Origin of the sequence: Photobacterium andalusiense, assembly GCF_900185625.1 — a bacterium.
Taxonomy (GTDB): domain Bacteria; phylum Pseudomonadota; class Gammaproteobacteria; order Enterobacterales; family Vibrionaceae; genus Photobacterium; species Photobacterium aquimaris.
Genome location: NZ_FYAJ01000003.1, coordinates 388,242 through 409,111, shown reverse-complemented (window position 1 = coordinate 409,111; position 20,870 = coordinate 388,242). Strand labels below are relative to the sequence as shown.

General features: G+C 37.8%; 18 protein-coding genes. 11 read left to right on the top strand and 7 right to left on the bottom strand.

Features of this window, described 5'->3' with window-relative positions; genetic code table 11:
* Positions 1-178: 178 nt before the first annotated feature.
* The 3 genes from norR (at position 179) to putP (ending at position 5,846) form a co-directional block, all read left to right on the top strand.
* Positions 179-1,702, top strand: a complete 1,524-nt coding sequence (norR, locus tag PAND9192_RS10875) for a nitric oxide reductase transcriptional regulator NorR (protein WP_087853820.1) — start codon at positions 179-181, stop codon at positions 1,700-1,702.
* A gap of 173 nt (positions 1,703-1,875) precedes the next feature.
* Positions 1,876-3,537, top strand: coding sequence for a hydroxylamine reductase (hcp, locus tag PAND9192_RS10870; protein ID WP_087853819.1), 1,662 nt, complete (start codon positions 1,876-1,878; stop codon positions 3,535-3,537).
* Positions 3,538-4,358: 821 nt separating this feature from the next.
* On the top strand, positions 4,359-5,846 hold the full coding sequence (putP, locus tag PAND9192_RS10865; RefSeq protein ID WP_087853818.1) for a sodium/proline symporter PutP: 1,488 nt from the start codon (positions 4,359-4,361) through the stop codon (positions 5,844-5,846).
* A gap of 101 nt (positions 5,847-5,947) precedes the next feature.
* Here putP and PAND9192_RS10860 read toward each other — a convergent pair whose 3' ends face one another.
* Positions 5,948-6,319 carry a hypothetical protein gene (locus PAND9192_RS10860; RefSeq protein WP_060997282.1) on the bottom strand — a complete coding sequence of 124 codons (372 nt, stop codon included), beginning with the start codon at positions 6,317-6,319 and terminating at the stop codon, positions 5,948-5,950.
* 508 nt (positions 6,320-6,827) lie between these two features.
* On the opposite strand from PAND9192_RS10860, the gene cspE reads away from it, so the two are divergent.
* Positions 6,828-7,040: a transcription antiterminator/RNA stability regulator CspE gene (gene cspE, locus PAND9192_RS10855; RefSeq protein WP_005372751.1), complete on the top strand. Its 213-nt coding sequence runs from the start codon at positions 6,828-6,830 to the stop codon at positions 7,038-7,040.
* Between the two features lie 145 nt (positions 7,041-7,185).
* Here cspE and PAND9192_RS10850 read toward each other — a convergent pair whose 3' ends face one another.
* The 3 genes from PAND9192_RS10850 to PAND9192_RS10840 all read right to left on the bottom strand — a co-directional run bounded on the left by PAND9192_RS10850 (position 7,186) and on the right by PAND9192_RS10840 (position 11,508).
* Positions 7,186-9,561 (bottom strand): Lon protease family protein, encoded by a 2,376-nt coding sequence (locus PAND9192_RS10850; RefSeq protein WP_087853817.1) that lies wholly within the window; start codon positions 9,559-9,561, stop codon positions 7,186-7,188.
* 220 nt (positions 9,562-9,781) lie between these two features.
* On the bottom strand, positions 9,782-10,663 hold the full coding sequence (locus tag PAND9192_RS10845) for a 6-carboxytetrahydropterin synthase (RefSeq protein ID WP_087853816.1): 882 nt from the start codon (positions 10,661-10,663) through the stop codon (positions 9,782-9,784).
* Positions 10,664-10,833: 170 nt separating this feature from the next.
* Positions 10,834-11,508: an opacity family porin gene (locus PAND9192_RS10840; RefSeq protein ID WP_087853815.1), complete on the bottom strand. Its 675-nt coding sequence runs from the start codon at positions 11,506-11,508 to the stop codon at positions 10,834-10,836.
* Between the two features lie 294 nt (positions 11,509-11,802).
* Here PAND9192_RS10840 and PAND9192_RS10835 point away from each other — a divergent pair, with 294 nt between their 5' ends.
* The gene (locus tag PAND9192_RS10835) at positions 11,803-13,284 is read left to right on the top strand and encodes a C69 family dipeptidase (protein WP_087853814.1); all 1,482 of its coding nucleotides are present in this window, start codon (positions 11,803-11,805) and stop codon (positions 13,282-13,284) included.
* Between the two features lie 238 nt (positions 13,285-13,522).
* Here the strand turns inward: PAND9192_RS10835 and PAND9192_RS10830 are convergent, their stop codons facing one another.
* The gene (locus PAND9192_RS10830) at positions 13,523-13,786 is read right to left on the bottom strand and encodes a hypothetical protein (RefSeq protein WP_060997227.1); all 264 of its coding nucleotides are present in this window, start codon (positions 13,784-13,786) and stop codon (positions 13,523-13,525) included.
* Between the two features lie 278 nt (positions 13,787-14,064).
* Between PAND9192_RS10830 and PAND9192_RS10825 the strand changes: the two genes are divergently transcribed.
* Positions 14,065-14,304 carry a hypothetical protein gene (locus PAND9192_RS10825; protein WP_045042162.1) on the top strand — a complete coding sequence of 80 codons (240 nt, stop codon included), beginning with the start codon at positions 14,065-14,067 and terminating at the stop codon, positions 14,302-14,304.
* Between the two features lie 90 nt (positions 14,305-14,394).
* Here the strand turns inward: PAND9192_RS10825 and PAND9192_RS10820 are convergent, their stop codons facing one another.
* Positions 14,395-14,793, bottom strand: a complete 399-nt coding sequence (locus PAND9192_RS10820) for a zinc ribbon domain-containing protein (RefSeq protein WP_234999105.1) — start codon at positions 14,791-14,793, stop codon at positions 14,395-14,397.
* A 253-nt stretch (positions 14,794-15,046) separates the two neighbouring features.
* On the opposite strand from PAND9192_RS10820, the gene PAND9192_RS10815 reads away from it, so the two are divergent.
* A complete protein-coding gene (locus PAND9192_RS10815; protein ID WP_159458235.1) occupies positions 15,047-15,538 on the top strand; it encodes a copper chaperone PCu(A)C in 492 nt (163 codons plus the stop codon).
* A gap of 55 nt (positions 15,539-15,593) precedes the next feature.
* Here PAND9192_RS10815 and PAND9192_RS10810 read toward each other — a convergent pair whose 3' ends face one another.
* On the bottom strand, positions 15,594-15,800 hold the full coding sequence (locus tag PAND9192_RS10810) for a DUF3283 family protein (RefSeq protein ID WP_060997230.1): 207 nt from the start codon (positions 15,798-15,800) through the stop codon (positions 15,594-15,596).
* A gap of 448 nt (positions 15,801-16,248) precedes the next feature.
* Here PAND9192_RS10810 and deoD point away from each other — a divergent pair, with 448 nt between their 5' ends.
* The 4 genes from deoD to tal all read left to right on the top strand — a co-directional run bounded on the left by deoD (position 16,249) and on the right by tal (position 20,869).
* Positions 16,249-16,959 carry a purine-nucleoside phosphorylase gene (gene deoD / locus PAND9192_RS10805; protein ID WP_045042164.1) on the top strand — a complete coding sequence of 237 codons (711 nt, stop codon included), beginning with the start codon at positions 16,249-16,251 and terminating at the stop codon, positions 16,957-16,959.
* Between the two features lie 210 nt (positions 16,960-17,169).
* Positions 17,170-18,663 carry a lactate dehydrogenase gene (locus PAND9192_RS10800; protein ID WP_087853811.1) on the top strand — a complete coding sequence of 498 codons (1,494 nt, stop codon included), beginning with the start codon at positions 17,170-17,172 and terminating at the stop codon, positions 18,661-18,663.
* Between the two features lie 235 nt (positions 18,664-18,898).
* Positions 18,899-19,468 (top strand): outer membrane protein, encoded by a 570-nt coding sequence (locus PAND9192_RS10795; RefSeq protein ID WP_087853810.1) that lies wholly within the window; start codon positions 18,899-18,901, stop codon positions 19,466-19,468.
* Between the two features lie 450 nt (positions 19,469-19,918).
* Entirely contained in the window at positions 19,919-20,869 is a 951-nt protein-coding gene (gene tal, locus PAND9192_RS10790) for a transaldolase (RefSeq protein WP_087853809.1), read from the top strand.
* Position 20,870: the final 1 nt, after the last annotated feature.

Here is a 20,870-nt window from a genome sequence, read left to right as displayed (position 1 = left end):
TGCTTAATTGCTTAATTGCTTAATTGCTTAAGTAGTAACCCTTCTAATAAAAAGATGGATCTCAGATCCATCTTTTTTATCATTTATTGTTTTTAAATAAAGAATCACCCCTCAAGCTATGATGTGATAAAGACATCAATATTGCTGTCATAGAATAACTCACACTTGCTAGGTTGTTATGAATTCAAAACTCAATAATGTATTACTGAATATCGCCCTTAATCTTAGTGCTAACCTTGCCAGTGATCAGCACTACCAACACTTAATTGATGGTATCGACCAAGTCTTTCCCTGCGATGCTAGTGCTTTATTTGTATTAGATAAACAAGGGCTATTAATTCCCGTGGCTGTTAAAGGCTTATCAACGGCAGTGCTCGGACGTCGTTTTTTCCCTCAAGCTCACCCTCGCTTAGAAGCGATTATGGCAACCAAAGAGCCATTACGATTTGATGCAGATTGTCCATTACCCGATCCTTTTGACGGTATGTTATTAAATGAAGATCAAGCCATTGATATTCATGATTGCCTAGGTTGTAGCTTATACGTCGAGGGGCAACTTGTTGGCGTCCTGACACTTGACTCACTGACTGTCGGCGCATTTGATAATATAGAAACCGTGGCCATTGAAACCTTTGCTGCTCTTGCCGCAGCAACATTACGTAATATTGCCCAATTTAATGCCCTAAAAGATCAACATAAAAAACAAAAATCACTGACTGATACCCTGATCCAACAAGCACGCTCACAACAAGGTGAAATGATTGGTATTAGTCAAGCAATGCAACGATTACGCACTAATATCGCCACTGTTGCGACATCTGACTATGCGGTATTAATCAGCGGTGAAACTGGTACTGGTAAAGAATTAGTCGCTCATGCCCTTCATGCTCAATCTTCGCGGGCTGACACACCAATGATTTATGTTAATTGCGCAGCATTACCTGAAGGATTAGCTGAAAGTGAATTATTTGGCCATATAAAAGGCGCATTTACCGGCGCAAATAATCATCGCGCAGGTAAATTTGAGCTTGCAGATGGTGGAACATTATTTCTAGATGAAATTGGCGAACTACCACTGTTACTGCAAGCAAAATTACTGCGTGTTCTGCAACAAGGTGAGCTCCAACGTGTCGGCAGTGATCAACATTTACATGTCAATGTGCGTATTATTGCCGCGACCAACCGCCAATTAGATACCGAAGTCGAACTCGGTCACTTTCGTGCTGATTTGTACCATCGACTGAATGTTTTTCCTATCTTTGTGCCCTCTTTACGTGAGCGTCATGACGATATTCCAGTACTTGCAGGCTACTTATTAGAAAAAGTACGTCATCAATTTAAGCTGCCAAATCTTCATATTCAACCTAATGTTTTGCAAATGTTGGCTTCCAAATTATGGCCGGGAAATATTCGAGAATTGGAACACACGTTAACCCGTGCAGCATTGCGTGCTATTCAAGACAACCAGCATACAATCACTAGTCATTATTTCGATATCCCGCTCACTAATGATGTCAAAAATACATCACCTTTTTTTCCAACATCACCTCAACCGATGCGTCAACTGGTTGAGCAATATCAAAAACAACTTATTGAACACACACTTGAAAAAACAAATACCAATTGGTCTAAAGCAGCAACATTTTTACAAATGGATCGTGGCAACCTGTATCGAATGGGTAAAAAATTAGGTATCAAATAATACATCAACCAATCACGATGTAAAAAACACAACAGTCACGATGTGTTTTTTACATCAACACAATCACTAAAAAACAAATAAATCATTAATAAACAACAACTTAAAAACTGGCACAGTTAATGCAGAGTACTCAAGATTAGTAATAAAAATAATCAAAGCTGTGGAGATTTTTAATGTTTTGTATTCAATGTGAGCAAACCCTTGAAGCACCAAAAAAGAAAGGCTGCGCTTATGCCGCAGGTATGTGTGGTAAAACGGCTGAGATTTCAGATCTACAAGATGTACTCGTTTACACTCTGCAAGGTGTTTCTTTTTGGGCTGATTTAGCTCAACAGTATAATATTGTTGACGATGAAATTAACCATTGGGCTCCACGGGCTTTCTTTTCAACATTGACCAACGTTAACTTTGATCGTGACCGTATTCTTGAGTTAACCAACCTTGCTGCTGATTATAAAATGCGTTTGAAAACAATCGTCATTGCCGCAGCAAAACAAGCCAAACAGCTGCTACCGAATCTTCCCGTTGTTGCTGAATTTGAACTACCAAGCAACGTTGATGAAATTTTAGCTTGTGCGCCACAAATGGCAGTTAACCGCGGCTATGAAACCACAGATGAAGATGTAATTGGCTTACGTCTATTATGTCTTTACGGTTTAAAAGGCGCAGCTGCTTATATGGAGCATGCACGTGTATTAGGCCAAACAGATAATGCTATTTATGCGCAATACCATCACATCATGGGTTGGCTAGGCACAGATCCTACCGACCTTAATGCATTACTTGAGTGTTCAATGGAAATTGGACTGATGAACTACAAAGTCATGGAAATGCTTGATTTAGGTGAAACCAATACTTTTGGTCATCCAGAACCAACCCAAGTCAATGTAAAACCAGTGCAAGGTAAATGTATTTTAGTCTCTGGTCATGATCTGCACGATCTCGAAAAAATTCTTCAACAAACGGCAGGCAAAGGTATCAATGTTTACACTAACGGTGAAATGTTACCTGCACATAGCTACCCAGAACTTAAAAAATATCCGCATCTAGTGGGTAACTATGGTGGAGCATGGCAAAACCAACAACTTGAATTTGCATATTTTCCAGGGGCTATTGTGATGACATCAAACTGTCTGATCAATCCATATGCTGGTGAGTATGCTGATCGTATCTTTACTCGTAGCATCGTAGCTTGGCCTGGAGTTACACATATTGATGATGATGATTTTAGCCAAGTAATAGATTGTGCATTAGCGTTAAACGGTTTTCAGCACACTGAAATCGAACATCTGATCACGATTGGTTTTGGTCGTAATGCATTAATGGCAGCAGCACCTGCTGTTATCGATCAAGTTAAACAAGGTAATATTAATCACTTCTTCCTTGTTGGCGGCTGTGATGGTGATAAAGCAGAACGTAGTTACTACACTGATTTTGCAGCACAGGTTCCTCAAGACTCACTGATTTTAACTTTAGCTTGTGGTAAATATCGCTTTAATAAAAATAACTTTGGCGACATTAATGGCATTCCACGCCTGCTTGATGTTGGCCAATGTAATGATGCTTATTCTGCGATTCAATTAGCACTAGCGTTAGCGAAAGAGTTTGATTGTGGTATTAACGAATTACCACTAACGTTAGTATTATCTTGGTTTGAACAAAAAGCGATTGTGATCCTATTAACTTTATTTGCACTTGGCGTTAAAGGTATTTATACAGGTCCAACAGCACCTGCATTTTTAACCGATAACTTATTAGCTATCATTGCTGAAAAATTCGATATGCGTTCAATATCAACTCCAGAAGCCGATCTTAAAACAATATTAGGCGCGTAATACGCCTCATTAGTGGTGATGATCTTGTCGGTGATCACCACTAACAATACAAAACTGAATATTTACGCAAACTTTTAGTATCACCAATAGCAAAGTATTCACTGCTAAAGCTGACCATTTAGAATATAAAACTATTTAATCATCTCATTTTAACTAACTCTAACAATAACCTCTGTTGTTTTAATCTTTCGAAACTCTCGGTTTCATCATTATACAGAATGGTATACCATATTTAAAAAATAATAAGGTAACTATAATGATCCAATGTAAACACTGTGGTAGTTTTGATATAAATCGTATTCGTAGAAATATCTTTAATCGCTTATTTATAAGGAGAATTCATTGCTGCAATAATTGCAAAAATTATACTTATGAGAGTAAATATAATAATTAACATTCAATATTAATTGTTATATTTCATAATTAACCTCTATAAATAATCAATACATAGAATCGAATAAATATAACGAACTTCCTTATAAAAGCAAAAATTAACATTACCATTCATTTTTAAATAACTTGTTAATAATTTATAAACATCAGTCATTATGCGGTCAATTAACGCTCAATTGTTAACGTTTGATTTGCTTATTGTATCGCTTTTGGGTATTTTTATTGCCCATTACATGTTTTAAATGTTTTGTTTGGAATAAAGTATTGCGGTTTAATGCTTTCAACGGGTTAGTCAGATATCTGTAATATTTAATAATAACTGGATCTGGGCTATCTAAGTGAAACAATAAATAAAAGTATCAGGAGTTCTAATACCCAAACCAATTATTTTGGTTAGGATTTACTGATCAGGCAATATAGGAGATCCAATGTCTACTTACTATATCGTGTTAGCAATTTATTTCTGTATAATTTTTGTTATCGGAATAGTCGCGGCACGAAAAACAGAAGGAAATTCAGATTATGTTCTTGGCGGTCGTAGTTTAAGTCCTGGTGTTACCGCACTTGGTGCTGGCGCTTCAGATATGAGCGGTTGGTTATTATTAGGCTTACCAGGCGCGGTATTTGTCTCAGGTTTAGATCAAATTTGGTTACCGATTGGTTTAACCATTGGCGCTTATTTAAACTGGCATTTTGTTGCACGAAAACTGCGTATTTATACAGAAAATGTCGGTGATGCATTAACAATCCCTTCTTACTTTTACGCTCGATTTGGTAGTGATAATCGTACTCTTAGATTAATGACAGCATTAGTTATCCTTATCTTCTTTACACTTTATGCAGCTGCAGGCTTTGTGAGTGGTGCTTTCTTAATTCAAACCTTATTCCACATTCCTTATACACAAGCGGTATGGATCGGTGCAATATTCTTAATGGTTTACACTGCAATAGGTGGATTCCTAGCCGTTAACTGGGTTGATTTCTTTCAAGGGTCATTAATGTTCTTTGCACTATTAATTACACCAATGGTGACATGGTACAACCTAGATCCAGCTATTGATCAAAGTATATTACCGACCCACTACTTCTCCGTTATCAGTAATAACACCAGTACAATTGGTGTGTTGTCATTACTCGCTTGGGGCCTAGGTTATTTTGGTCAGCCACACATCTTAGTTCGCTTTATGGCGATTGGTGATGTAAAAGGCATGAGTGTTGCTCGAAAAATTTGTATGAGTTGGATGGTAGTTTCTTTAGTCGGTGCATTTGCAGTCGGTATAACAGGCGCAATGTATTACTCAGGCGCACATCATAGTTTCGATAACGAAATGATCTTTTTAGAACTAGCCAAAGGCTTATTCCCAACCTGGATTGCTGCAGTTCTTATTGCTGCGGTACTTTCAGCGGTAATGAGTTCTGTAGCGGCGCAATTATTAGCATCATCAAGTGCGTTAACAGAAGATATTGCTCATTTCTTTGATATTAAACTGACTGAAAAGTCACAAGTTCATCTTGGTCGTTTAGCGGTAGTTGCAGTGTCATTAGTGGCAATGATTTTTGCAAGTAATCCACAAAGTACGATTTTATCTATTGTTGGACACGCTTGGGCCGGTATGGGTGCAGCATTTGGCCCCGTAGTATTGTTCTCATTATTCTGGCGTCGTTGTAGTGCACATGGTGCTATCGCCTGTATGGTTGTAGGTGCTGCGGTTGTACTTGGTTGGATTGCTGCTCATTCAGCATGGCCAAACTCAACTCTCTTTAGCATCTATGAAATCATTCCAGCTTTCTTATTAGCGTCAATTGCGTTAGTTGTAGTGAGTTTAAAAGGCAAAAAACCCAATGAAAAGACATTACGTCATTTTGATGAGGTGAATGAACACTACCAAAAGCTGCGTCTACAACAGCAACAATAATTAATAACGGTTAAATGTTACCGATAAACAAAACCCGCATAGTGTTCTTATCATAAGAGAATCAATGCGGGTTTTTTATCACCTGTAATTATTTATAACGATTAAATTTCTTTCATCGCAGACACCACAGATGGGTCATTAATCAAGTTAAATAATAAACTCTTAGCAGCTGTTCTCTGCGCATCAGACAATACTTTCTTAGGGTTTTCTCTTGATTGAATCAGGATATTTGTGATGAATTTACTGTTTGTACCTGATAATTCATAGACAAATCGAAGCGTATCAAGCAACTCATTTTGCGGCAAACTGTAAACAGCCATCTCGCAACTAAGACCATCCATTGCAAGAAAATTATTTACGACAGCTTTACGCTCTGCCTTAAATATTTCTTTCGCTTTAAACCCGTCAATAAGTGCCTGTACTCTATCAGCGATAGCAACAGGTACTTCCATTGTTTTAGTTTCATGAGTCATTATTGCTTCCCCTGTATTCATTCATATCTGATATTAATATTTATTTATATAATTCATAAGCATGAACGATAATTTTATCACCAATTTAGCTTAAGACGCTAACCACAAAAGCTAAACTACTTTACTACTCTAGCATATTAATGTCGTTAAATGTGCAAGATAATGGCAACAATAACCACATAACAACATTTAATAAAAATAAAAATAAACCATTAACTATCAAGGTGTTAACAAAACAAAAAATACAAAAAATCAAGTTTGAACCAATATTTTTCAAAAAAAACACAAAAATAGGTGTACATCAGCACCACAGCTGTTATTATCCTTCACGCTCTGTTGTTTAAGAGTTATTAAATGCAACACCAAGTAACAGTTAAACTAAAGCTACATTGACGGTTTCGTTTTGTATCTCTGTGTTTCCCTTGTATTGGCAGTAACATTAATAATTTAACCACGTAGCACATCGCATTTTAGCGGTTAATTAATCTCAACTAATAAGGGACATCTCATGTCTAACAAAACAACTGGTCTAGTAAAATGGTTTAACGAAGAGAAAGGTTTTGGTTTCATTACTCAAGACAACGGCGGTGCTGACGTATTCGTTCACTTCCGTGCTATCGCTTCTGAAGGTTTCAAAACTCTTGCTGAAGGCCAAAAAGTGTCTTTTGAAGTAGAGCAAGGCCAAAAAGGTCTTCAAGCTGCAAACGTTGTAGCTCTATAATTTATCATTTATTGATAAATGAAAAAAATGCTGGCTAAGGCCGGCATTTTTTATATCTGTTATTTGGCAACAGAAACAAAAAAGCCAACCATTTAACATAGTCGGCCTTCGTATTCAGCTATCAAATAGCGTTATGAATGTATAACTATCGGCGTAAAGCATTGAGCTTACTTTGCACTACACCAAACACCGTATTCGATGGATAAAACCCCTGCTCAGCTTCCACACCTACCGCATTACCAGTAAATATTTCAATTGCTTGTGAAACATGGTTTATCGCCCAAATGGTAAATTCACCTTTTTCAACAGCTTCAACAATATCTTTACGTAACATTAAATTATGCACATTAGATTCAGGAATAATGACCCCTTGTCCAGATGTACGTCCTTTAATACCACAGACATCAAAAAAACCTTCAATTTTCTGATTTACACCACCAATTGGCTGCGCTTCACCAAATTGATTCATTGAACCTGTGATCGCAATATCTTGTCGTAATGGTAAACCAGAAAATGCAGAAATAATCGCACATACTTCCGCCATCGATGCGCTATCACCATCAACGCCACCGTATGATTGCTCAAAAGTAAGGTGGGTTGTTAACGGAATTTTTGCTGTTTTTCCAAACACAGAGGCTAAATATGCTGAAAGGATCATCACCCCTTTTGAGTGAATATTACCGCCTAACTCAGCACTGCGTTCAATATCAAATACTTCACCACTACCATAAGCTGTTGTTGCAGTGATTCGACTTGGCGCGCCAAACTGGTAATCAGAGGTTGCGATCACCGACAATGCATTTACTTGTCCAACTGCCTGTGAATCAACATCAAGCAGTGTGGTGCCGGTGACAAAACTTTGCATAACATGATCTTTTAAACGACTTACTCTAAGCTCTTGATTTAACATTGCTTGTTCAACATGACTACTGCGGATCATAGTCGCATTAGAAGCACGCGCTACATAGTTAGTTTCACGTAATAAATTAGCAATATCTGCCGAATGTAGCGATAACTTATTTTGATCATCAGCTTGGCGAGAGCTGTATTCAATGATACGAGCAATAGCTTTGCGATCACAATGCAGCATATCATTATCATGCACAATACTGGCAATAAAGCGTGCATAATGCTCTTCTGAGGTATCATTACGCGGCATGTCATCTTCAAAATCAGCTGTTACACGAAACAGTTCTTTAAACTCTGGATCGTAGTGTTGTAATAACTGATAGGTTTGATAATCACCAAACAGAATGATTTTTACATTGAGAGGAATGGCTTCTGGCTCTAATGAAATTGTGCCAGAAAGTGTCACCTCTCGCTCAAGAGAGCTTAAATTGAGCTTTTGTGCTCGCAATGCACGTTTAAGACCATCCCAAACATACGGTCGCTCAAGCACTTTTACTGCGTCCATCATCAACACACCACCATTAGCACGATGGAGGCTACCGGCGCGAATTAAAGAAAAGTCAGTAAACACGGTACCCTTGTAGGTCGCGTTTTCTATATAACCAAAAATCGAATGGTAACTTGGACTTTCTTCAACTTCGATCGGAAATTTACATTCATCACTTTGATGTACTAACACATTAACTTGATAACGACGCGGCATCTTTTTATCTAATGATGCATAAGCGAGTGCTACTTGCTCTTCATTTTCTTCAAGAAAAATATCAATATGATCTAAAATATCAGCATACATATCAGCTAAATATGCTTTTACATCCGCCACCTTTTTATATTTTACTTGCAGATCTTTAATACAATGGCCAACAACTTCTTGAGCAATATTTTCATCAAGTTTTTGTTGCTTCTCTGAATATTGTTCTTCCCATTCTGTAAGCTTACGTACAATACCACGCAACTCAGCTTCCAGTGCATTAATGGTATTTTCAAAAGCGAGCTGTTCCTCTGCTGACAAGGCTGCAAAACTAGCTTCTGTGTGTGGCTCTTTTCCATTCATTGCTACTAACTGATAATCACCTTGATTGGTGATTGAAACGCTAATACCCCGTTCTTCGGCACTTTGTGTAAGAGACTTTAATGTTGCTTCTTGCTTTGATGCTAATTCCGCTTTTAATTTTTCAGCGCGCGAATAATAAAGCTCATTATCAAACGCTAATGGAAACGCTTTTACTAACCGTTTCATTAAGTTTTCAATGTCTTTTTTAAAGCTACAGCCTTCGCCTGCGGGTAGCTTTAATACTTTCGGACAGCGCGTATCACCAAAATTAGATACGTAGCACCAATCATACAAGGTATGGCTATTACCATTAGGCTCATGTCGATTTAAATAACGCATAACCATAGTGCGTTTACCTAAACCATTACGGCCAATGGCATAAATATTATAGCCTTTTTCTTTTATCGACATCGCAAACTCAACTGCATGTTGAGCCCGTTCTTGTCCTACTATTTCATCTAATGGTGTAAGATGCTTAGTTGACTTACACGCATCACTCAATCCATTTAGGGCTGCAATACGATACAGCTTGTCACTGGTTAGAGGCGCTAAAGGCATAATCGATCCCTCTTGTTTATGACACTTATTCTAAGTTTACGCACAAATAACTGACTATTAGGTGAAAGAAACTATATTTAGTGCGAAAGATCTCACTATTACACTGATTTTGCTTTAATTTTAACCAAAAAAAAGCCCAATCCAATATTTGCATTACTACAAATACCACATTGAGCTTATTTTTTATGCTTTATATCAATTACATGGTCAAAATAGACCTTTAGCCTATACTTGCCATCGCACCTTTACCTACCCCCTCGTAGGCAAAAACATCAAGTCGATCTGTAGCAACTAATTGCGGTTTAAGCTGTTCTGCAATATAGCAAGCTAACAACTCAACCGTGGTATCAGTGGCTAATATTTCAGTCACTGACTTTGCGATGGCTAATTCAAATTCACCTTGTGGCGCGGTATAGCGAAAGCCATAATGTGTTTCATCATTGATGTTTGCCGCAGCCGCACTTAAATTTAACTCACTAACACTGATAACATCTTCTTGTGAGCCTAAATAAATATCTTGCCAACGTTGTGCCCATTGTTGTTCCAATTCAGCATTACGTTGACCATTAACGACTAACTCAACTGGTGAACGGTGTCCATGCGCAATGCGCTGACAATTACCATCATGCTTTTTCAAACCATGGCTGTAATGATAAAACGCCCCGTCAATATTTTCGTGACGTAAGGTAATTTCTAGGCCTTGTACATTACTTGGTAAATTGCCAAGCAACACTTGCTGTACATGCTCAGTTACGGTCTCAATAGTGATAGCTTCAGCATCAACAAAACAAAATGCCTGTTCTGGACTATGTAAGTGAATCGCATGCTGCTCACTGACTAAATCAACCGTCATGTAATCCGCTTTAGTGGTTGCTGTTTGAATGGCGGTTGATGCAGTAGGTATCAATAAGCGGTGATCAACATATTGATCAACGAGTTGTTTAATTTGCTTTTTTACACGGCTGAAATCAAGCACCATGCTCATTTCATTCAACTCACCCGACATCACCACATCAAGAATCCAACTCTCACCCACCATTCCCCGTTGTGGGCACAAGTAAGATGCGTCAATTACAGTGAGGTCTCTAACAAATAGCTTCAAGGTGAAGTCCTTTATTGATAATGGTTGTCGTTTACTAGGGGGATGCATTATACGCGGCTAAACGGGTGAGTAAACCTTCTGTTTACTCACCATTTAATAAAATGGCCTCAATCATTATTAAATCAAATTTAATATTCATCAAAACCACACCTGCAAATAAAAAAAGCGCCTTAAAAACGGTAATTTAATGATGCATACCCTGTTGAAACACTTTTAATTTGCGAGATAATTTTATTTGATGACCAGGGTTTAGTATCTTCGCCTTGTGTTGCAGTATGACGCACACCAACTTCAGCAGATATGTTATTTGAGATCCGCCATGCAACACCGGCCTGAATACCAAGCACTTCACCTGACTGGCTATGTGAGCCATACTGTTGGCCTTTACTATCAGCGATCATATAACCTAAATGGGCACCAATGAATGGATTAATACTTTTATCTGCGCGGAAAATATAATCAGCATTTAATAAATGCAAGGTCACATCTGTTTCAATAGCTTTAATGCCATTTAAATTAGATTCAGCTGTCATTTTTTGCCAGCTGTAATAAAGCCGTCCTGCACCACCAGCCGTATAATAACCAATATTTGCACCGACAAAACCTGCACTATCAGGCGAAGATAAACTATCGTTGCTGCTATTAGTCGTATTTGCAGTCATACTAATATTAGTTTTCCCTCCCGTAACACCTATAAAATAATGACCACTATCATCAAATTTAACTGATGGTGCTACCGTGTTCGCATCACTAACTGGCTGTAAAACAAAGGATTCAGATGCTTGTACCGAGGCTGATAACAATAGCGCAGTCATTGCACTCATAATGATGGTTTTATTGCTCATAGGTTACTTTGATCCTCATTGACCCTATAAAATGATATTACATCACTGATATTTATAATAAATTTCTATATTTCATCATACATCAATAATTCATCAAACCCGAGTAATAACCGTTATCACCTCACGAATGACGTTAAACAATTTATGAGCATTTTAATGACTCACAATACAATCAAACATAAAACTGCAAAATTATTATACCTTTAGAGAATATATAAAAGTGATATTCCTCACAAAAATAGCTTAACTTTCCCCGTATAACTATCATATTATTCACCCGATATTATGAAGAACATGAAAAAAATCACCTTTTTAGCCTCTGCTATAACAGCGGCATTTACTGCAGTAGTGGCATTACCTGCTAGTGCTTGTACTACTATCTTAGTTGGTAATCAGGCAACAACAGATGGTTCTTACATTATTGCTCGTAATGAAGACTACCAAGCTACCAACGCTAAACATTTTGTTTTTCACCCAGCTGAAAAAATGCAAAAAAGTGATTTCCACGGTAATGCAAATAATTTCACCTACCCTGCTGCTAAAGATGCATTGCAATATACGTCAATGTCAGATTTTGATACCCACAATAAGAGTATGGGCGAAGTCGGCTTTAACTCTGCTGGCGTCGGTATGTCTGCTACAGAAACTATCTATAATGGCGCCAAAGCACTTAAAGCCGATCCTTATGTCACCAAGACGGGCATTGGTGAAGATGCAATTGAAAACGTGATTTTACCGCGTATCCACTCTGCAAAAGAAGGCGTAGAGTTACTTGGTAAGATCATTGAAACTCAAGGTGCTGCAGAAGGGTTTGGGGTAGCATTTGTTGATAATACCGGTATTTGGTATTTAGAAAGTGGCAGCGGCCACCAATGGATGGCAGAAAAAATCCCGGCGAATAAATACTTCGTTTCAGCAAACCAAGGACGTTTAACGACTTATTTACCTAATAACCCTAATTACATGGCATCACCAACATTAGTCAGTTTTGCTGAACAACATGGGTTATATAAAGCAGAAGCAGGCAAGCCATTTAACTTCCATGCTGCTTATTCACAAGATACACCTAACGATGTGACGTATAACTATCCACGCGTGTGGACGTTACAGCATATGTATACCCAAGGATTAACGACTAAGATCGACCAAGGTACTACTTTCCCTGTTTTTCTAAAACCAACCAGAAAACTGAGTGTTGCTGATGTTGAACAAGGTCTACGTAATCATTACCAAGGCACATCACACGACCCTTATGCAACCCAAAACCCGAAAGAAGCTTACCGCCCTATTTCGGTATTCCGCACTCAAGAATCTCACGTATTGCAAGTGCGCCCTAATTTACCTACCGCTATTGGTGATGTAGCTTACATTTCATACGGTATGAGTGCGCTTGGTGTTTACATTCCTTATTACCAAGGTATGACTGAAGTGCCACATGCATTAACTATTGGTACAGATAAAGCTGATAGTGCATCTGCTAATTGGGCATTCCGTAAGCTGCAAACCTTAGCAATGACCAACTGGAAGGTATTTTCTCCGATTGTTCAAACGGCTTATCATAAGTTTGAAGTACAAACGGCATCTAAACAACGTGAACTTGAAAAACATTACCTTAAAATTTACAAACGTCAGCCTAAAAAAGCACAAGCCTTGATCAATCAATTTGAGAAGACAACGGTTGCAGATGCATTGGCATTGACCGATCAATTAACCAATACTTTATTTACTAAAATGACATATACCACAGATATGACTTATCATTTTGAAGGTGCATAAGCTTTATTAGATTGAGCATATAATGCAGGACAAGAAGACCACAATTGGTCTTCTTGTTTTATCAATACAACCATTTAGCGCAAAAAACCACACAATAAAAACTGATCGCCGTTATCTTGAATAAAAAATTAGTATTATGACTACCAACGAAAACTAATTTTTTTACACCTAACTAGACAGAACAATGATTCTAATTAAATATTCTGTAGTAGTGGGTATTTCATCGTATTATTATAAATTAAGCTTTGGTGATCATCCGTAAAGTATGTTTTACCCAATAAAATGCTAACGCAGCAGGGGCCAATAAAATAATGATCGCAGCAACATAACTAATAACTGTAGGTAAGCCTATCCCCCATGCGAATGCAAACGCAATTCCACTGATTGCGTCGGTTATCATTTTAAACAATGAATACTGACTTATAAGTAATGGTAACCACGGTAAAATTAATATCCCAACACTGACACTGACGATATTTATTTTAGTACTTTGCTTAAACATTTATAGAATTCCTCATTAATACATCATTATTGTTAGTGTGATAGAACGATTAAGCAAACAAAATTATAAACAACATCTAAATACTGAAAAATTTGACGTAATTAACGATAGATTATTACTCGTAAGTAAAACTAATTTAACGTTTACAGTCATTATCATTTACTTAAAATTAAATATAATAAGTCCACATGACATCACTTCTTTGATGTTATTTAACTGTCTTTTGCTGTGTATTCCTGATTGCTGAAATAGCAACCTTTTCCTATTTGGAGGACACAATGAATCAACAACGCGCAGAAAACCTTTATTACTACCTTAGAGAACAAAACACACCACAAAAAGAAATGAATGTGGTGATTAAACAACTTATTGATAATTACAATATTAATTTGTATCCACTCGATCGTCGTTACCGTTCTCGTATTGGTTATTCCCCTAATCGCTACGATATTAACAGTTATGGTACTGCAGGTTCACGTACTATGAATCAAACTCGTGGTATGCAAAAAACGCATTAACAAAAAACCCCAATAATCATAAATCGACTATTGGGGTAAATATTTTGGTACTTATATTAACGTTACGACTTAATACTGATGTTTATCAGGTTAACCTTTAAGACGATCAACGATTAATGGTACTAAAGAAGTATAAGCATACCATCCAGCCGTAACAATTATAATTGTCCACACGATACGAGAGAACCATTGTGTCCGCTGCATATGACGCGAAGGATCTGGCTCACCACAATGAGGGCAAAAGTGGGCACGGCGAGAAACACTACCATCACAAGCTGGACAATCAGTTAAACGCTTAGAGCGTGGCTTTGTCATAGTTTCAGTCACTATTTTATCATTAACAGCATCAGAACATGATGCTGGCTGACTAAAATCAGGGGTATTCGCCGGCGGCGCCTTATGCCCTGAACGTTTTTCTGCGTGTAATGAAAACGATACTTCATGCTGAGCATTATCGTCATCAAGTGCAGAAAATTCAGTTGTTTTCACTGTAATTCACCCTTTGATTAATTTCTGTGCACAGAATACGCAATATTAAAATAATAGTCTCAATTAATCTTGTTGCGAGCACAATATTAACACTAAAATTACTGAGTCCATATCACTGAAAGTAGTTGCAACGGCTCTATCTGCCGTTAGTTATTACTGACTATATAGCAATAAATATAACCAGCACTTATTTCTAATGCTACACTCTCAATACACACTCAATTTCATATTATTGGTAAAGGAGTGCCATTTGATGCTAAAAATACTTATAGCCCTATTCGCTAGTGCCATTATCACAATGCCTATCACTGTTACAGCTACGACAATCGAAATAGCATATCCTTGGTCTAAAGCCGTTCCACCCACATCCAATGTCGCAGCAGCTTTTTTATCCATTATTAATCATAGTGATGTTGACGATACGCTTATTGCAGCACGTTCACCTATAGCCCAAATAGTCGAGTTACATACACAAAATAATAACAATGGATTGATACAAATGCGTCAAGTTGAAACAATTAATGTCGCGGCTGAACAGCAACAACAATTAGCCCCTGGCGGTCTGCATATAATGTTATTTAATCTTATTGAAGTGCCTACGATTGATTCACACTTTCCATTAACACTGACCTTTAAGCATGCCGGTGAAATAACAGTCAATGTTGCCGTTAAAGCTACAACATACAGCGGAAATAATAATGGCATAACACATGATGTAAGCCATGGTATGCAACACCATCATTGATTATTCCAGCGTACATCGTTGTATGTACGCTGCAAAAGATGCCACATACTAGCTATCAATTAACGCCCATTAACGTTTTATATTTCATGATGGCTTGTTGGCAAAAGTCACGTTCATCATCATCGTCAATATTATTGGTTAACTCAGCAAACGCCTCATAACCGACTTTACCGTTTTTCACTTTCCAAACAGTATAAGAAGCTTGCTTATCTAACTCGATACGCATTCTTTCACTATCTGATAATTGGGTTAAATTATACATCGTCTTCTCAACCTTCTTTTTTGTTAATTCTACCCAAGATCATGCTCAAGAAGAACCTCTTTCACACCATCAATGATGACACTCGATTAATCATGAAAAAGCCGATATAACGATCGCTAGCAATGTAATGGATTACATTTTTTAGTTGGTTATTTTTTTTATTAACCATACAAAAACAGCAGCGACAAACAAAAAACCTCAAAATATCAATTCCTTAAGCATTAAAAACATTACCGATGACTTAATTATGCATTTAATTAACCTTAAAAAAGAAAACGATACCATTCACACTTTCAACAGATTTGGTAATCAATGCCGTTCATTAACTAAAATAGCCCTATTTTTGTGATCTAGATCTCAAGGCTTGAATATTTTATTCAATAAACTAGCGCCATAAATTGAAGCATACTTATTGCTTCTAAATAACTCATAACCCTAGGAGTACTTCATGGCTACCCCACATATCAATGCTGAAGTTGGCGATTTTGCAGAAACAATTTTAATGCCAGGTGACCCACTACGCGCACAGTTTATTGCAGAAACTTACCTAGAAAACGTAAAACGTGTTTGTGATGTTCGCAGCATGTACGGTTTCACTGGTACTTATAAAGGTAAACCAGTATCAGTAATGGGTCATGGTATGGGTATTCCATCTTGCTCTATCTATGTCCATGAGCTAATTCGAGATTTTGGTGTTAAAAACATCATTCGTATTGGTAGCTGTGGTGCTGTTCATGATGACGTTAAATTAATGGACGTAATCATTGCAATGGGCGCTTCAACTGACTCAAAAGTTAACCGCATCCGTTTTGCTAACCACGATTTCGCAGCGATTGCTGACTACCACTTACTTGAAACAGCTGTAAACCAAGCACGCGCACAAAATGTTGCAGTTCGTGTTGGTAACGTATTCTCAGCAGATCTATTCTACAGCCCAGAAGTTGGCCTATTTGATAAGATGGAAAAATTAGGTATTTTAGGTGTTGATATGGAAGCTGCTGGTATCTACGGCGTTGCTGCAGAACTTGGCGCTAAAGCACTAACAATCCTAACGGTATCTGACCATATTAAACGTGGCGAAAAATTAAGTGCAGAAGCTCGTCAGCATTCTTTCAATGAAATGATGAACGTAGCATTAGAAACTGCCATTAATTTATAATATCTTATTGTGATAATACTGGCTGTAACGATAAGTCTGTTATAAAAATTATTAGAGTGAAAAATATATCTGTAGTGATGTATTTTTCACTTTTTTTATACCTATTAATAGCAATCTTATTCAACATTTAAATAATTTCAATAATAGTAAAGCAACATCATTACGCTTAGGTATAATCATGACCACCTCAACATAACTCGGTGACGATCGATGACTTTATCCTCTATGCAAACGACATTGGATCAACTACCGCCAGCTTGTGATGATATTCAATTCAATTACTGTAAAACCGTTGCCTGTGCCAACTTTAGTCGCACAGACCCACAGCTCTATGTATTACAAAAAAATAATTTACAGCGTCCAATACTGATTTGCCGAGAGTGTGGCGCATTTCCACCAGTACTTAGTAATCATGACGTTATTGCAGAAAAACAGCGCCTAGCACAGCAACAAAATAGTGGTTTAGCTGCTTGTTCAAATTCTGATTGTCCACATAATGGCTTACCCGTTCTTACCTATCGCCAGCTTTATCATGCGTTTGGCTTTAGTGGTGAACGTCAACGTTATCGGTGTAAATCTTGTCATCATACCTTTGTCGATCCATGGTCTAACGGTAATAATAAGCATCAACTACAACAAAAATTATTAGCCTATTTATTTACCGGCTATACCGTACGAGAGATTTGTCGTCGGCTAGTGATTAATCCGAAAACCTTTTATGATCAACTTAATCATATCGCTGCTCGATGCCGCCACCAACTAACAATTTTTGATGCGCGGTTAGGCAAATACGCTCAAACACGTCACCTTGCAACAGATCTAACCCCATTGCAGCCCCACAGTAACAATGGCGTATTATGGATCGCTACCGCTGAAGCAGATTCTGGTTATGTGGTCAGTCAACATGTTAATTATCAAACGCAGCAACCAGTAACAACTTATGCTAACCAGCACGATGCATATTATATTGGCACCCGTTTTATCGCTCCACATAGCTATTATCATTCTGCTAATACCGTCGTAACTTCACAAGGACTACTCGCACATATTGATGCGACTTATCGCCAAATCTTAGCCCGTAAAAATATGGAAAACCCATTGAGTGGTGAAGTCACTATTAACTACCCAACCAAAGGCTGCCTTATCCGTCCTCAATATACAGTCTATAGTCATTTTTTATATTTACGCGAGTTGCTCAATTCCAATATTCCTTGTCTCGCAGTGTTTATGCCTCAAGAAACCTTATTACGTTCAGCCTGTTTGTCAGTATTTATTGATCGAGTTAATAACCATACTCTCCATCCTCTGTATGTTGTTGAAGATGCGCAATGGCAACACGGACAACATACCGAAAAAATTGATATCGTATTAATGGGATGGTGGCGAGACCGCTGGGCATTCAGTCGTAATAAAGGCAGTAATAAAGGCATCTGTCATCTTGGTGGCAATAAAAAACAGCAACAACATTGGCTAACTGTTGCTACTCATCAAGCAGCGACAGTTTATCAACAACGTTTTTATGACCAATTTAGCCATATGATCAATGAACCACGGCGTAAACTTCGCCCTGCTAGCTTATTACCATTATTAGATATCTATCGTGCTTGGCATAACCTTTGCCATCAAAATAAAGCCGGTATAACACCCGCACAAGCATTAGGCTTGATGTCATCACCAATGACCCTTGAACAATTATTACAATAAGCAAGACAGTGTTAGTTATATTTAAAACGACTAAATAAATGCCATTTACATCTAAAGATTGACAAATATTACTCAAATATATGCTGAATGTAAGCTGAACGTCAGAGTAAAATCAGCTAAATGTAAAATAACGCTTTGCAATAAAACACCTTTCAAAACCCTGACATTTCTCATTATGTTATCCGTACTATGAATATCAGAAACCAATTATTCATTGAAATAAAAGGACAACATCATGAAAAAAGTACTATTGCCGCTAGCATTAATTCTTGCTTCAGGTTCAGCAGTTGCCGATCAACAAGGCGCTTACATTGGTGGTAACATCGGTAACGCATCAACTAATCTTAGTGCCCATGGACACGACAGTAGCTATAACTTAGATGATGATGTACTTGCTTACGGTGTTTACGGTGGCTATAACTTCACTGAAAATCTAGGTCTGGAAGCAACAATTGGCCAAACAGGTGAACAAAAGCATGTCAAAAAGGGCTACGCAACTTTAACGCCACGTATTATGTTCCCGCTTAATGATCGCTTCTCTGTTTACGGCAAAGCAGGTGTAGCATATGTTGCTGCTGATGGTAACTATAACGGCCATGAAAACATGCATCATGATGATATTGATGTTGATGGCTTTGGTTGGACTGCTGGTACGGGTGTTAACTTTGCTGTCGCTGAGCATCTAAACGTTCGTGCAGGAGTTGATTACTTAACTGCAAAGCTTGAAAATAGCCATAATGACAAAAATTTAAATATCGACTCAGATACAACAATCTACTCAGTAGGTGTTGACTACAAGTTCTAATTATCTCGCGATATCTTTCAAGCTCGCCATTGACGCCATTAGAGCATAATCTAATGGCTTTTTTACAGTTATTTTTACGTCTAATATCATTTAACAAGGCTTCACTTTAGCCCTTTCCTAACTAAGCAAATGATCAACAGTAAGATCAAATGTTCACTCAATAAAAAGTAAAAAAATACCTCACATTTACTAAACAAAGATAATTTAAATTTTAACTGGCTTTTATTGCGATCAAAACGGGATTTATTCCCATTTTGAATTGACAAAAAAGCCAAAAAAGTCAATTATCAATCTATCAAATGCTCTTGCACATTCCATCCGCTCACTCGATGAGTTAATGGTTATCATCAATGTGGTTAAGAGTCGGTATGAATTCTTTTGAACATGATGGCATTTCAAGCTATAACTGATGCCATCATGACATAAGCCCTATACATAAGGTCGATAGATATGAGCACAAAACTAGAACAACTACGCGCACTAACTACTGTTGTTGCTGACACTGGTGACATCAAAGATATCAGCAAATACCAACCAGAAGATGCGACAACAAACCCATCATTGATCTTAAAAGCAGCACAAATTGCTGAGTATGCACCTCTAATTGACCAATCTATTGCTTACGCAAAAGCACAAAGCGATGATAAAGCACAACAAATCCAAGATACTTGCGACATGCTTGCAGTAAACATTGGTAAAGAAATCCTAAATGTTGTTCCTGGTCGTATCTCAACAGAAGTTGATGCTCGTCTTTCTTACGATACAGAAGCAAGTGTTATTAAAGCACGCCACCTAATCAAACTTTATAATGATGCGGGTATCACCAATGATCGCATCCTTATTAAGTTAGCATCTACTTGGGAAGGTATTCGTGCAGCTGAGATTCTTGAAAAAGAAGGCATCAACTGTAACCTAACGCTACTATTCTCTTTTGCTCAAGCGCGTGCATGTGCTGAAGCTGGCGTATTCCTAATCTCACCATTCGTTGGTCGTATTATGGATTGGTACAAAGCAAAAGAAGGCCGTGATTTTGAAGCACAAGAAGATCCAGGCGTTATCTCTGTAACTAGCATCTACAACTACTACAAAGAACACGGCTATAATACTGTTGTTATGGGCGCAAGCTTCCGTAACATCGGTGAAATTCTTGAGCTAGCAGGTTGTGACCGTCTAACTATCAGCCCACAACTTCTTCAAGAACTTGAAGATGCTACTGGCATTGTAGAGCCTAAGCTTGTTGCAGCGACAGAACTAAAAGATCGCCCAGCAGCAATGACTCACGCTGAATTCCTATGGGATCACAACCAAGAAGCAATGGCTGTTGAGAAACTAGCTGAAGGTATTCGTAACTTCGCAGTTGACCAAGGCAAATTAGAGACAATGATCGCAGATCGTCTTTAAT

Coding starts and splice junctions, on each gene's coding strand:
- PAND9192_RS10860 (WP_060997282.1), bottom strand. CDS start 6,319: ATGACTCATGAAACTAAAACAATGGAAGTACCTGTTGCTATCGCTGAT.
- PAND9192_RS10810 (WP_060997230.1), bottom strand. CDS start 15,800: ATGTATAATTTAACCCAATTATCAGATAGTGAAAGAATGCGTATCGAG.
- norR (WP_087853820.1), top strand. CDS start 179: ATGAATTCAAAACTCAATAATGTATTACTGAATATCGCCCTTAATCTT.
- PAND9192_RS10825 (WP_045042162.1), top strand. CDS start 14,065: ATGAATCAACAACGCGCAGAAAACCTTTATTACTACCTTAGAGAACAA.
- tal (WP_087853809.1), top strand. CDS start 19,919: ATGAGCACAAAACTAGAACAACTACGCGCACTAACTACTGTTGTTGCT.
- putP (WP_087853818.1), top strand. CDS start 4,359: ATGTCTACTTACTATATCGTGTTAGCAATTTATTTCTGTATAATTTTT.
- PAND9192_RS10795 (WP_087853810.1), top strand. CDS start 18,899: ATGAAAAAAGTACTATTGCCGCTAGCATTAATTCTTGCTTCAGGTTCA.
- PAND9192_RS10830 (WP_060997227.1), bottom strand. CDS start 13,786: ATGTTTAAGCAAAGTACTAAAATAAATATCGTCAGTGTCAGTGTTGGG.
- PAND9192_RS10835 (WP_087853814.1), top strand. CDS start 11,803: ATGAAAAAAATCACCTTTTTAGCCTCTGCTATAACAGCGGCATTTACT.
- PAND9192_RS10800 (WP_087853811.1), top strand. CDS start 17,170: ATGACTTTATCCTCTATGCAAACGACATTGGATCAACTACCGCCAGCT.
- PAND9192_RS10840 (WP_087853815.1), bottom strand. CDS start 11,508: ATGAGCAATAAAACCATCATTATGAGTGCAATGACTGCGCTATTGTTA.
- cspE (WP_005372751.1), top strand. CDS start 6,828: ATGTCTAACAAAACAACTGGTCTAGTAAAATGGTTTAACGAAGAGAAA.
- PAND9192_RS10815 (WP_159458235.1), top strand. CDS start 15,047: ATGCTAAAAATACTTATAGCCCTATTCGCTAGTGCCATTATCACAATG.
- hcp (WP_087853819.1), top strand. CDS start 1,876: ATGTTTTGTATTCAATGTGAGCAAACCCTTGAAGCACCAAAAAAGAAA.
- PAND9192_RS10850 (WP_087853817.1), bottom strand. CDS start 9,561: ATGCCTTTAGCGCCTCTAACCAGTGACAAGCTGTATCGTATTGCAGCC.
- deoD (WP_045042164.1), top strand. CDS start 16,249: ATGGCTACCCCACATATCAATGCTGAAGTTGGCGATTTTGCAGAAACA.